The organism is Paenibacillus solani (assembly GCF_001277345.1).
GTDB classification, from domain to species: Bacteria; Bacillota; Bacilli; order Paenibacillales; family Paenibacillaceae; genus Paenibacillus_AQ; species Paenibacillus_AQ solani.
Genome location: NZ_LIUT01000006.1, coordinates 390,595 through 403,812, shown reverse-complemented (window position 1 = coordinate 403,812; position 13,218 = coordinate 390,595). Strand labels below are relative to the sequence as shown.

Below are 13,218 nucleotides of genomic sequence, written 5' to 3'. Positions count from 1 at the left end.
AAAGGCAATGTTATCTTACAAAGGTACAACCTCGGCTATTCATAGTCCTGGTTGTGCCTTTTTTATTTTACTATTTAAGGAGGAATTATCGATGTTCTTGGAAGCGATCTATCACCGTCCCCGCAAAAACTGGTCTTACGCTTATAACGGCACAACCATCCATCTCAGAATCCGCACCAAAAAAGATGATCTTACCGAAGTGTACGCCCTCGCAGGCGACAAGTATCTGTGGGATCAAACGATGGAATACATTCCGATGACCAAGCTGTCCTCAGATGAAATGTTTGATTATTGGGAGTGCGAGGCAACTCCTCCTTATCGCCGTTTGAAATACGGCTTCCTGCTCCAGCAAGGAGAAGAGAAACGCTGGATGACCGAATACGATTTCCTGACGGAACCGCCGGCTAACCCGGACCGTCTGTTCGAGTACCCATTCATTAATCCCGATGATGTCTTTCATCCGCCGGCATGGGTCAAGGACGCCATTTTCTATCAAATCTTCCCGGAACGCTTCGCTAATGGCGATACAAGCAATGATCCTGAGGGCGCCTTGCCTTGGGGCAGTGCCGAACCGACGCCGAAGAACTTTTTTGGCGGTGACCTCCAAGGGGTTATCGACCATCTCGACCATTTAAGCGAGCTTGGGGTCAACGCGATTTATTTCACGCCGCTGTTCACGGCAACGACGAACCATAAATACGATACTGAAGATTATATGGAAATCGATCCACAGTTTGGCGACAAGGAGACCCTGAAGAAACTGGTCGATCTGTGCCATGCACGCGGCATCCGCGTGCTGCTGGACGCGGTCTTCAATCACTCCGGCAGAACATTCGCACCATTCGTTGACGTGCAGAAGAACGGCATGAACTCCAAATATAAGGACTGGTTCTACGTGCGCTCCCTGCCGCTGGAAGTGGTGGACGGCATTCCGACTTACGATACGTTTGCATTCGAGCCGCTGATGCCGAAGCTGAACACGGAGAATCCGGAAGTCCGGGCTTATCTGCTCAAGGCTGCCGAGTACTGGATCAAGGAAACGGGCATCGATGGCTGGCGCCTCGATGTAGCCAACGAGGTAGGCCACAGCTTCTGGCGTGAATTCCGCCAAGTCGTAAAAAAAGCCAATCCCGACGCGTATATTCTTGGCGAGGTATGGCATGAATCCTCCATCTGGCTCGAAGGCGATCAGTTTGACGCTGTCATGAACTACCCGTTCACCAACGCCGTGCTGGATTTCTTCATTGACCGCACTGCCGATGCTGAGAAATTCTCCTTCATGCTCGGCAAGCAGCTTGCCGGTTATCCGAGACAGGCCAGCGAAGTGATGTTCAACCTGCTGGACAGCCATGACACTGCAAGACTGTTAACGCAGGCAAACGGTGACAAGCGTCTGATGAAGCTCGCCGCGATGTTCCAGTTCACATATTTCGGCACGCCTTGCATCTATTACGGCGACGAAATCGGCATGGACGGCGGGCATGATCCGGGCTGCCGCAAATGTATGGAATGGGATGAGTCCAAGCATGACAAGGACCTGTTCAATTTCTATCAAACGCTGATTAAACTGCGCAAAGAGCATTCCGCCCTGCGCACGGGAAGCTTCAAATTTTTGAAGGCCGAGAAGAACGGCGGCAAAATCGCTTACCTTCGCGAGGATGACAACGAGACCATTCTTATTGCCGTCAACAACGATAAAGCGGGCAATACCATCACGGTCCCAGTGCTGGACACTCAGTGGAAGGAACTGTGGAATGGCGAGAACTACCGCGCGAAGCAAGGTCAGCTTAGCGTGAAGCTGCCGGCATACGGCTTTGCCATCTTGAGAGCAGAACAATAAATACATGAAACTCCCTTTGAATGCCATACGGGCCGAAATGACCCGCCGGCAGTCGAAGGGAGTTTTTTCTCAGTAATATTTACAGTGCCGTGCGATCCGACTTCGCAAAGAATTTTAAAATTCGAATTATTTTTATATTGACCGACCGTTCAATCAATAATAAAATAATCTCATCAAGCCCTCATGATTGTAAATCGATTGGAGGTTATTCTATTGGATCTACACTACCAAGTTCATGGCAGCGGTAAACCGATCGTCCTTGTTCACAGCGGTGGAGCGGATATGCGGGATTGGAGCTATCTTATCCCTCACCTATCCGCAAACTTTCACGTCATTGCCTTTGACGGTCGCGGAGCCGGCCACTCTCCATCACCCGTCCAGCCGCCAAGCTATGTTGAAGATCTGTTATCTCTACTGGATCATCTGGATATTTCGCAAGCTGCGATTGTCGGCCACTCTATGGGCGGCCGGATTGCCACCGAGTTCGCGATCCATTATCCTGAAAGAGTATCGGAATTGATTGTCATTGCACCAGCACTGTCCGGTTTTCCTTATTCTGAGGAGATGCAAGCTTACATGCTCAGCGTAAGTGCTGCTGCCCCTGATATCGAGAAAATGATCGAGCTGTGCATAGCGCCGCCTTCTTATGAAATTACTAGAAACCGTGCCGAGCGGGAGCTTATGATCCGCATGCTTCGCCACCATTTTGAACGTATGTTTACCTGGTCTACCTATGACTCGGTGTGGCCGGAGCCGCCGGCGATGGAGCGATTAGAGGATATCAAGGCCAAAACGCTGTTTATTATAGGAGATCATGAGCTGCCCGATAACCAGCAGGTAGGAGAACAATTTCGGAGGGTTCCGAGCATTCGCTTTGCCACCATCGCAGGAGCGGACCATATGGTCACCTTAACGCATCCGGAAGAGTTATCCAGCCATATCATCTCATTTGTGAAGGAATGAAAATGTCATGCCACGCTCACCCAGCGAAAACGAACGCATACGCCAGTTGGCGAAGGACAAAATTTTAGAAGCCGCCATGGATTTGTTTATCCAGCAAGGCTACCATGCCACTTCCATTAACGATGTAGCCAAGCAAGCTGAAATCTCCAAAGGGCTGCTCTATAACTATTTTTCAGGCAAGGAAGGACTCTTGGCCGCTATGGTTGAGGAGCGAATCGCAGGTGTTGCCGAAGTTATCGAAAAAGCTGCTTCACTCCAAGCACCTGCAGAGCAGCTGAAATTCATCGTAGAGCAAGCCATCGACAATGTCTATCAGCAGCCGGAAGTATTCCGGTTTTACTTGCATCTTCAAACCCAGCCAGAAGCAGATCAAGAGCTGTTTCCTTACAGCAAGCGTCTCGTGGAAGAAGCTGCTCGGCAGTTTGAGATTCAATGCAGCATATTCGAAAGCATCGGAGTTCCCGAGCCGCGCAAGCGCTCCTTATATTTCTCTTCTACTCTACAGGGAATCATGCTGATGATCTCCACTTATCCCCAGCACTTCCCCATTGATGAAGTGAAGGAGCAGATGCTGAAGGAATTTTGCCCATAACGAATAAGAGCCGAGGTTATGTCCAGGTTTGTAGGACTCCTCGGCTCTTCGCTGCACGAAATTTATTTTCACTCACAGATAGGGATTTGATCTTTAGTTATTTTGTATCGTTTTATTAAAGGGAAACATCACATGAAAAGTCTCACTCTCTTGAGCATATCCTTCACCGCAACCGTTCAGACGATATTCGATCCCCTGCTCCGTCTCCTCCGCTACCAATTCCTTGCAGAATTCCACGGATTTTGTAGGCATGCCCATCGTATCATGAGTCGTATCCAATCGATGCTTAAAGACCTTGCCCTGATGATCATACTCCAAATCATTAAAAATGGGATCTCCCTCTTTCGTATAGCTCGTCAGCTGTACAGAGGCGGAATTCTTCTTCTTAACCTCCATCACGAATTCATCCCATATTTCCCGATTGGCGATCTCGCCCAATCCAAACACAACATCCCCATTGTCCACAGCCTGCTCAAATGTGTATCGCAATTGACCGATCCTTTCTTTGATCTGGGCTGTAGACTTTTCGGTCAGTCTATATCCTGTCCCGGTATCCGTTATATAGGTAAACATTCCACGTTTACTGTCAGGGTCTAGCCATAAATGAATCGACGTACTTTTTCCGTTAAAATGGATCACCGCATCATAATCGGGCTCCCTTACATCCATGATGCCTGGCATCTTGATCGCTTCGCGAATGGTCTGATCCCATGCCTCTGCTTCCTCCACGCTATCCAGCATTCCATAAATACCGGAGCTGACTTTGCCGAAGTTTTGACCACGGTGGATCGTCACATAATCTCGGGATCGGCTATCCCCCACCATAACGGAAGTGTTTTCTCCTCCTTCTGTCTTGGAAGACTCCTTTGCGCCACCAGCCTTGTCCGAGCCGCAGCTTGCCAGCAGGAGCGCCATCATCAGCAGCCCAAGTGAAACGAGTTTTCTTTTTGTCAGTTTGAATGTCCTCAAGGTTTCCATCAGATTATCACCTCTAACTTATAGACGTTTGACAATGTCCGTTTGTTACGAGGTCTCGTCAATTCTTCAATCTTGTTTCACTGTGGACGACAAGCAGCTGATAATCAATCTGATAAGCCGTGAACTGTCCCTCTCCAAATTAAATCTCCGGATGGCAATGTTCCCCTCAAGAAAAAGAGTGCCTTCTAGGCACTCGATTAATTTTTTTCGCACTTTCCCCTTCCTTCATGCCCTTAATCAGTTATGCTATGAATATCAGGATCGACACGTACTTCAGGAGGGATTGAATGATGGCTATTCACTGGTTGAGTCCAGATATCGATGAGTGTACCCGGAGAGGCATTGCCTACTTTACATCAGAGCTGGAAATGGCGAATGGCCTGCCCTGCAAAATGTACCGGATTACCGAGAAGTTCGGGAGCTTGTCCGATCACATGCACGATTACCTGCAAATCTGGTATGTCAGCAAAGGCGAATTCACCCATACCTTCCATGGTCAAAAATACCGGATGGTCCAGGGAAACATCTTCGTGCTTCCGCCTTACAGCATTCATCGGGTGGAGATGACGCCAGGTAAGGAGCTGGAGGTGCTGGGCTGCGAATTCATGCCGGCGTTCATTAATGAACAGCTGGATGGGAGACCCGCCGAGCCGCATACGTTCGACCTCTCCTTTATCAAGACGTTTGTTACGACTGAAGACAGCGTCCCGCTGAAAATCACCTTGACTGGCAAAAGCGACCTGGCGGTGAAGGAGCTGCTGACCGAAATGCTCTCCGAATACGAAGGCCGGGGGCCTTACTTCGATATGTTGCTGAAGGCCAATCTGCTGAAGCTGCTGGCCATCCTGACCCGTGAGCATGCCGACCAAAGCAAGCATTCAACAACAAGGGGAGACAGCAACCAATACCGCGAACCCATCCTGGAATCGGTCCAGTACATTCATGATCATTATGACCAGCCTCTATGGCTGGAGGATCTATGCGCCCGAACTATGATGTCCCGGACAAACTTCTGCCGCAGATTCAAGGAAGTTACCGGCCGGACCTTCAGCCATTACTTGGCCAATTACCGGATACGGATGGCTATGCGGCTGCTCACAGAGCCTGAATTGTCAGTAACTGACGTGTGCTTCAAGGTGGGATTCAACGAGCTTCCCTACTTCTGCCGATGTTTTAAGAAATATACGGGTACAACGCCCGCCTATTATAAAAAGAATGCCTTTAAGACCATAGACTAATAACACCCCTGTACGATAATCCAATAAATCCGCACGATAGTGAAATCGAAGAAAGCGTTCACATGCTATACTCGGGGCAAGTCATAACGAAAGACCAAGTGACAGGCTGTTGTCGTCTTTGCATTATCAATCCACGATCTTGGAGGAGAACCGATGAACAAAATTACAATCGCCGTAATTGGGTGCGGCACGATTGCGAACAGTGCCCATATTCCTGCCTACATGGCCAACAAGGAAGCCGAAATCAAATATTTTTGCGATATCCAGAAGGACCGCGCCGAAGCCGCTGTCACCAAATATGAATGCGGTCAAGCCATTGAGGATTACAACCAGATCCTGAACGATCCCGAGGTGGATGCCGTATCGATCTGTACGCCAAATGACGTCCATGCCTCCATCGCCATCGATTGCTTGCGAGCTGGGAAGCATGTATTATGCGAAAAACCGGCAGCCCGGACCTATGCCGAAGCGCTGGAAATGCAAAAGGTTCAGCACGAGACAGGCAAAACACTCAATATCGGGGTTGTGAACCGATACAATGAAAGCGTAAACAGAATTAGAAAAATGATCCAAAAAGGCGATCTGGGTGAGCTGTATCATGTGTATGCCAGCTTCCGCTCCCACCGCTCGATTCCGGGTCTTGGCGGTGCCTTCACGACCAAGGCGATCGCCGGCGGCGGCGCGCTGATCGACTGGGGTGTTCACTTCCTCGATGTCGTGATGTACTGTACGGGTGATCCGAAGCCAAAGACTGTTTCCGGTCAGGCCTACTGCAAGCTGGGCAAAGATATGGAGAACTATACTTACCTCAACATGTGGGCAGGTCCGCCGAAATATGACGGCACGTATGACGTTGATGATTTTGTCACGGCTCTCGTCCGCACCGAAGGCCCGACCATTTCCCTGAACGGTGCTTGGGCGCAGAATATTGGGGCTGAAGAGATGTTCATTGACTTCCTTGGTGACAAAGGCGGTATCCGGTTGAAGTACGGCGCGGATTTCACCTTCTATACCACAGAAGACGGCGCTTTGATCGAAACCACGCCAAAATTCAATCTGGGCAGCATGTTCCAGAATGAAATCGACGGTTTCATCCGCTGCATTCAAACCGGAGAGAAGCAAGCTTCGCACATCGACACTGTCATCCTCTCCTCCCAGATCATCCAGGCAATTTACGACTCGTCCGACCAAGGCGCAGAAGTTTCTCTGCAAGCCGCTGCCCAAGTATAGCCAATAACCTGAGGTTCGACGCCAGGGAGGAGAATTTTATATCATGAAAAAAATCGGATTCATCGACCTGCATCTGGACCAGTTCCATGCAAATAAATATCCGGGGTGGATTGAGCAGGCTGCAGGGAATACCATGAAGGTCATGTACGCTTACGGCAAGAGAGATAAAGAGAACGGGCTCACGAACGAAGCCTGGAGCAAGGAATATGAAATTGAGCTGCTGTCCTCGATCGAGGATGTGGTGGAGCGCAGCGATTACCTGATCGTGCTGTCCCCGGATAACCCGGAATTCCACGAAGAGCTGTCCCTGCTCCCGCTACAATCCGGCAAGCCGACCTATATTGATAAAACATTCGCACCTGACCGCAGTGCGGCCATTCGCCTGTTCGATCTGGCAGCGAAGCACAATACGCCGATGTATTCCACATCTGCTCTTCGGTTTGCCAGCGAGTATGCTGAGCTGGACAGGAATGGCATCCAGACCATCAACAGCTGGGGTCCCGGTGCATTCGCCAATTACTCGATTCATCAGATCGAGCCGATCGTCAGCCTGATGGGACCTAACCCCAAAAGGGTGATGTATATCGGGACACCTGATTCTCCTGCACTGCTGATCGATTTCGGTGATGGGCGTCAAGCTGCCGTGAATCATATGGGAGAAAATTGCCCTTTTACCCTGGGTATCAAGCATGACGATGACAGCTTCAAACAGGTTACTGCGCAGTCGAATTTCTTTACCCTGTTCATCGAGAACCTGGTAAATTTCTTTGAAACGGGCAAACCTGCTGTCGATCCCGCGGAAACGATCGCCGTCATGACGATTATCGAGTATGGACTAAAAGCGGCAGACACCCCGTATGTGTGGGTGGAATTGCCGGTATAGCCTAAGGATTCCGTATATTATACAAATACAATGAAAGAGCTGCTCTCCAGGCCGTAAGGACCTCGGAGCAGCTCTTTTGCATGGTTTGGAACAGATCAATTCATGAGTAGTTTATTGAAATTGCCGGTTTCGATTACACTTCTTTGCGCTGAAAATAGATAAATCCCCCGAGAAAGAAGAGCAGAAACCCGCCAACTATCACCATCATGATGCTCTCGAATGGCAGGTTAAATGCCCCGAAATCGGCTTGGCCTGCTGGCATCATCGCGAGAAAAGGCTGTGTCCATGGATAATATGGGGCATACGTCTGAGAGTTGGCCACCAGGATGTTCGGTATCGTAAAGACAACATTCAAGGCAAGTGGAGCCGCAAAGCTGCTCCATGCCGTGGAGACGCCAAGCTGCAGCGCGGCCAGCGGCAAACAGGCAACCCAGCCGCCAAGCACACTACGCAGCATCATTTCCCACGGAATCGGCGCATCCACTTTGTGGATTAAACCTGCTCCCAGGACAGCGCCCATGAACAGCAACTGGACTACGGCAAGGAGCATGGCAACCACTGAAAATTTCGCAAAATAGACGGCGCCGCGTGAAACGGGCAGAACGAGCAGCTGCTTCCACCCGCCCCCGGAGTGTTCATACCGGCACACCATCGCACTGAAAATACCCGTCATAATTGGAAGCAGCAGCATCGCATGCAGAATGATCATGATGCTGATTAAATACTCCCAAGGCGCAAGCTCGTCAGGTTCTCCATTCAATATGCCCAGCAGCATGACCAGGATCGCACACAGAAAGATTTGCGGCCACAGCTTTGATTTGGACAGCTTAAGCCACTCCGCGGACACCGCTCTGAAATAAGAAGCCATCCTAGTCCACATCCTTTCGGTTAAAATGAATCATGCCCGCGCAAATTATAAGCGCGCCAAGAAGCAGACCCGCCCCGATGACTTTGGCTTGATCCGGTCCCATGTAAGCCATCAGCGGCCACTTGAGCGGCATCCAATCCGGGAATTGCAGGGCAAACATCGAGACAACCGAAGCGGTAACTCCAATCCCGACGGCGATCCCCTGATTCTTGAGCGTCAAGGAGAGCCATAGTTGAAAGGCCAGCATAGGCAGCGCCGCAAAGAGCTGCACAAAGCCAATGCGCAGCAGGTCCATATACGGCATTTGCTCTACCCCCATCCCCAGCATGATGCCGAGGACAGCTGTACTGACCGACAGAAGGAGACAGGAGACGCAGAGAATCAGGAAGGCCTGTACGAACTTAGCACTGAATACCGCCGTTCTGGAAATAGGCAATGCCAGCAGCTGTTTCCACGAGCTCAGCTGATGCTCAACGTTAGCCATCAGTGAGCAGACCAGCGTAGTTCCTAAAAAGAGAGCAATCGGTACGAAAAACAGCACGTTCTCCAGCAGCCCTCCCCAGGGATCGGCCGCGTAAGATTTCATCAGGTAGTCATAGCGAAGTCCGAAGTTCAGGCCCTGCATCCCAGCCAGCCCGATGGGACCAAGCGCAGCGAGAAACCAGATGCCTTTGCCCCGGATCTTCAGCCAATCGGCGGAAAGCGCACGGAACATCATACCCGGCTCCCCTCCCCTACGATCTGCATGAAGATATCCTCAAGCGATCTCCGCTGCTCTTCTACCCGGTATACCGCATGCTGGTTCTCCACGAGCCGCTTCACGAGAAGAGCGATCTTGGCATCCTGCATACTCTCCAGCTCCAGCATATGATCGCGCAGAACGCCTGCGCAGCCGAGATCCAGTGCCAATCCGAGAGCTGCCTCCGGCTCGGATACCGATAGGCGGAAGCCGCTGGACGCAGTGGATACCAGATTGTCGATGGTATCCTGGAACACCATCCGTCCCTCGCGGATAATGCCGACTTTATCCGCCATCTGCTCCACCTCGCCCAGCAGGTGACTCGATACCAGGACGGTTATGCCGTATTGGCGCGGCATATTTTTGATCAGCTCCCGAATTTCATGAATGCCGGAGGGATCCAGGCCGTTGGTGGGCTCATCGAGAATGAGCAGCTCTGGATTGTTCAATAGGGCAGCCGCGATGCCAAGCCGCTGTTTCATCCCAAGCGAGTATCCCTTGACGGGGCGCTTGGCTTCCTTGGTCAAGGAGACGATCTCCAGCACTTCCGCGATGCGGGACTTCGGCCCGCCGGTAATCCGACGGATCGCTTCAAGATTTTCCACCGCCGTCAGATGGCCGTAATAGGATGGGTATTCCACAAGCGATCCGGTCCGGCGCAAAATGTTCATTTTTTCGCTCTTCAAATCCTTGCCGAACAGATGTATCGCCCCGCGGGTCGGCTGAATCAGTCCAAGCAGCATGCGAATGGTCGTTGTTTTCCCGGCACCGTTTGGTCCCAGGAAGCCATAAATATCGCCGCGGGCAATCTCCAGGTTCAGATCCTGGACCGCTGCGCGTTTCTTGTACGTTTTATATAAGCCTTTCGTTTGAATGACGAGTTCCGTCACGTTCATCACCTCAGGTTATATCCTACCTGCCCAAGGTTAAATGCCGGTCGGTCCCAAGTTTAAATTTTCTTTAAAAAAGTTGGCAGGCTCATAGAGTGGCTGTAAAACGACTGCATTATGGGGGAGTTCTGGATATCTGGGGCACTAACAGCCCCTGCATGCTGCCGAGAATGCTTCATGCAGTTAGGAATGAACGTGAAAGAAGGCAAAGAGTGACTTCGTGCAGCTAGAAATGACCGTGAAGAGGACTAAGAGTGACTTCGTGCAGCTGAGGCCGCTCCGTGGTCGGATCGTTCTTCCGATCGCTGTTAAAACCGGGAAACTGGAATTTTGTCTAAGTGGGTGTTTCCCGGTTTTAAAGGCGACCGCTTCGCTTCTCCAGCAACGATTCCGCCCCCTCCGCTGGTGTATACGTGGAAGTTCATGATTTAAACTTGAGAGTACAATCGCCGAACTTGAGAGTGCAAACCGCCTTGAACTTAGATAGTAAAATCGGACGTACACTGGATCATAAATGCCCTTCCCCTTCAGATCACATAGGGTCTACCGCCATGCCATACGTGCCCCGGAATACACATGCTTGTGTATGTTCCGCAAACAAAAAAGGAACCGGCCAACTCCGGTTCCTTCTCGTATACTCAATAGTACCAAACAGACTTTTAACCTAGCATCCTCGGGCGGTTTGAATCCTTCACATATCGTCCTAATGCTCATCATGAGTTAGGTTGCCTGAATTGCGTATGACTCCAGCTTGAACTGCCTCGCTCTTCGTTCGCATCTGCACTCCTTGAATACTTACCGCTTCCAGATACTGATCCTCGTTCCCTCATCCGAGCTGTCCACATGGCATCCAAGTCCCATTTCTCTTGTCAGATGATCCACGATCGCCAGGCCGATGCCTGTGCCTTTATTGCTGGAACGGCTTTTGATTCCCGGTCCATGATCGGAAATGACAAGCACGCCCTCAAGCCCCTCTCTCTCCTCCGTATGAATGCCGATATACTGCCCGGATTGGGCGTGGCGGACGACATTTTGGAACAGATTATCAAGAAGCCGCCGGAACCACAGCACGTCTACGTTCCATCTGAGCGGCTCATCGCGCACCTGGATGTCGGGCTCGATCCCAGCCTTCTCCCATACAGGATACCAGGCTGCGGCGCTTTCTTTGACGATGCGCAGAACGTCGGTAGGTTCCATGCTCAGCTGCACTTTGCCGCTGGTAAGCAGGTTGTAGGACAACAGATTGTCGATCAGGCCCCCTAAATCCTCGATTTTTGATTCGATGAGTGACAGCGATTCTTTCCCTTTCGCGCTGAGCGGCTCCCGCTCCATGGAAAAAATATGGCTGCGAATCACGGTCAGCGGGGTTCTCAGATCGTGGGACAGACTGGCGATCAACGACTTACGCAGCTCTTCCTCCTCTTGCTGGCGGCGCTGACCCTCCTCTAGCTGGATGACCATATCGTTGTATCCCTCTTCCAGCTGTCCAATCTCATCATGCTTGGTTAAAGTAACAGGCTGCGGTAAACCTGTCACCGTATGAGGCGATGTCATGGCAGAGCGAAGCCTTAGCAGCCGCTTGCGGATCCGCACGAAGAACAGCCAGGAGACCAGAATGAACAGGCCGGACATCAAGGCCATGAACAGGCCGTAGAGCGCCGGCTCGCTGGCAATCGGCTGCTGGACGTTGAGATATTTTCTCGGCAGCTGCATGACCATAAATCCTTCTCCCGACCCCTCTCCCCCAATATAGGCCACGGAGGTGAAAGGGTCGCTATCCAGGGAGTTTTTCATAAACTGTACGGTGTAGAGGGCGCTCCATACCTCGGGAACGTTTGGCTGCACTGGGAGCTGAAGTCTGGTCGTATTGTCGCCATCCACCCAGAACATAGAGATTTCCGGATATTCCTGCCGAATCGAATTGAGCTTCTGGTCAATAGCCTTCGGCGAAGCTCCGCTTAATCCGGCTGCTTCCTCGTGCCACATTTTCTCTAGCACCGCACCACTGGTATACTTCCCGGGAGGAGCCGGTGGCCGCTCAGAGAACGTATCATTCACGAACCAGTAAAAAATAGACGCTAACGGAAACATGATCGGCATAAATATCATCGCCATCGAGATGAACAGCAAATACCGGTTGGTCAGCGAATTGCGGAACCTTCCCTGCTTCCTTCCCCATCTCATGCTCTCACCCGATAACCAAGTCCGCGAACCGTCTCAATAATTTCCGGGTTGGCGGGATCCCGCTCCAGCTTCTCGCGCAGATACCGGATGTGAACCATGAGCGTTTTGTCTCCCTCGATATAAGACTCCCCCCAGACCGATTCATAGATTTGTTCCTTCGTCATCACACGCCCCACGTGCTGGAGCAAATACATAAAGATTTGATGCTGCTTGCCGGTCAGCAGCATTTCCTCGCCGGTATCTTCGTTCACGATCCGGTTCTCGTTTTCATATACAGATAAGTGCTTCACTCTGATAGGCTCCGCAGATTTCACCACGGATCGGCGTAAAAGCACCTCCAGACGGGCAGCCAGCTCGTCCGGGTGGAAAGGCTTTGTCAAGTAATCATCGGCGAACTCGAGCCCCTGAAGTTTATCGTCAATGGAAGTTCGGGCCGACAGCATCAGGATAGGCAATCCGGGATACGCCTTCTTGAGGCGCTGCCCGACCGTAAAGCCATCAAGCCCCGGGAGCATGACGTCCAGAACAGCGACTGCACACGAAGCTGCTTCTTCGATGGCCTTCTCACCGCTGAGCAGCCACCGCACCTCGTACCCCTTGTCCCTGAGAAATTCGGAGACCCAGCCGCCAATCTCCCGGTCGTCCTCGATATATAGAATGCTTGCACTCATCATTTTTCTTCCCTTCATAACAAATGTTCGAATCGCGAACCATCTTTTGTCATTGTATCATGAGATAGCAAAAGGTTAAGACTTCCGAGAAATGGATTCTGATCGTCTAAAAAAGACCCTGAGCACACCTCCTTCCAGGGGC

The 13,218-nt window shown here is 51.1% G+C and carries 12 protein-coding genes; 6 read left to right on the top strand and 6 right to left on the bottom strand.

The window, feature by feature from the left end:
• The first annotated feature begins 91 nt into the window (after positions 1 to 91).
• From AM231_RS23105 to AM231_RS23095, 3 genes are all read left to right on the top strand, one after another.
• Positions 92 to 1,840: an alpha-glycosidase gene (locus AM231_RS23105; protein ID WP_054404687.1), complete on the top strand. Its 1,749-nt coding sequence runs from the start codon at positions 92 to 94 to the stop codon at positions 1,838 to 1,840.
• A 213-nt stretch (positions 1,841 to 2,053) separates the two neighbouring features.
• A complete protein-coding gene (locus tag AM231_RS23100; RefSeq protein WP_054404686.1) occupies positions 2,054 to 2,803 on the top strand; it encodes an alpha/beta fold hydrolase in 750 nt (249 codons plus the stop codon).
• Positions 2,804 to 2,810: 7 nt separating this feature from the next.
• Complete coding sequence (locus AM231_RS23095) at positions 2,811 to 3,395, top strand: TetR/AcrR family transcriptional regulator (RefSeq protein WP_054404685.1); 585 nt, start codon at positions 2,811 to 2,813, stop codon at positions 3,393 to 3,395.
• A gap of 93 nt (positions 3,396 to 3,488) precedes the next feature.
• On the opposite strand, the gene AM231_RS23090 is transcribed toward AM231_RS23095, so the two are convergent.
• Positions 3,489 to 4,364: a DUF4362 domain-containing protein gene (locus AM231_RS23090; RefSeq protein WP_207383674.1), complete on the bottom strand. Its 876-nt coding sequence runs from the start codon at positions 4,362 to 4,364 to the stop codon at positions 3,489 to 3,491.
• A 296-nt stretch (positions 4,365 to 4,660) separates the two neighbouring features.
• On the opposite strand from AM231_RS23090, the gene AM231_RS23085 reads away from it, so the two are divergent.
• The 3 genes from AM231_RS23085 to AM231_RS23075 all read left to right on the top strand — a co-directional run bounded on the left by AM231_RS23085 (position 4,661) and on the right by AM231_RS23075 (position 7,724).
• Positions 4,661 to 5,611 carry an AraC family transcriptional regulator gene (locus AM231_RS23085; protein ID WP_242615287.1) on the top strand — a complete coding sequence of 317 codons (951 nt, stop codon included), beginning with the start codon at positions 4,661 to 4,663 and terminating at the stop codon, positions 5,609 to 5,611.
• Positions 5,612 to 5,764: 153 nt separating this feature from the next.
• The gene (locus tag AM231_RS23080; RefSeq protein ID WP_054404683.1) at positions 5,765 to 6,841 is read left to right on the top strand and encodes a Gfo/Idh/MocA family protein; all 1,077 of its coding nucleotides are present in this window, start codon (positions 5,765 to 5,767) and stop codon (positions 6,839 to 6,841) included.
• A gap of 43 nt (positions 6,842 to 6,884) precedes the next feature.
• Positions 6,885 to 7,724, top strand: coding sequence for a Gfo/Idh/MocA family protein (locus AM231_RS23075; protein WP_054404682.1), 840 nt, complete (start codon positions 6,885 to 6,887; stop codon positions 7,722 to 7,724).
• A 133-nt stretch (positions 7,725 to 7,857) separates the two neighbouring features.
• On the opposite strand, the gene AM231_RS23070 is transcribed toward AM231_RS23075, so the two are convergent.
• The 5 genes from AM231_RS23070 to AM231_RS23050 form a co-directional block, all read right to left on the bottom strand.
• Entirely contained in the window at positions 7,858 to 8,592 is a 735-nt protein-coding gene (locus AM231_RS23070) for an ABC transporter permease (protein ID WP_054404681.1), read from the bottom strand.
• Between the two features lies 1 nt (position 8,593).
• A complete protein-coding gene (locus AM231_RS23065) occupies positions 8,594 to 9,310 on the bottom strand; it encodes an ABC transporter permease (RefSeq protein WP_054404680.1) in 717 nt (238 codons plus the stop codon).
• Complete coding sequence (locus AM231_RS23060) at positions 9,307 to 10,227, bottom strand: ABC transporter ATP-binding protein (protein ID WP_423212942.1); 921 nt, start codon at positions 10,225 to 10,227, stop codon at positions 9,307 to 9,309. Before AM231_RS23060 ends, AM231_RS23065 begins: the two co-directional genes overlap by 4 nt.
• A gap of 789 nt (positions 10,228 to 11,016) precedes the next feature.
• Entirely contained in the window at positions 11,017 to 12,405 is a 1,389-nt protein-coding gene (locus AM231_RS23055) for a sensor histidine kinase (protein ID WP_054404679.1), read from the bottom strand.
• Positions 12,402 to 13,076, bottom strand: a complete 675-nt coding sequence (locus AM231_RS23050) for a response regulator transcription factor (RefSeq protein ID WP_053490169.1) — start codon at positions 13,074 to 13,076, stop codon at positions 12,402 to 12,404. Before AM231_RS23050 ends, AM231_RS23055 begins: the two co-directional genes overlap by 4 nt.
• Positions 13,077 to 13,218 lie beyond the last annotated feature (142 nt).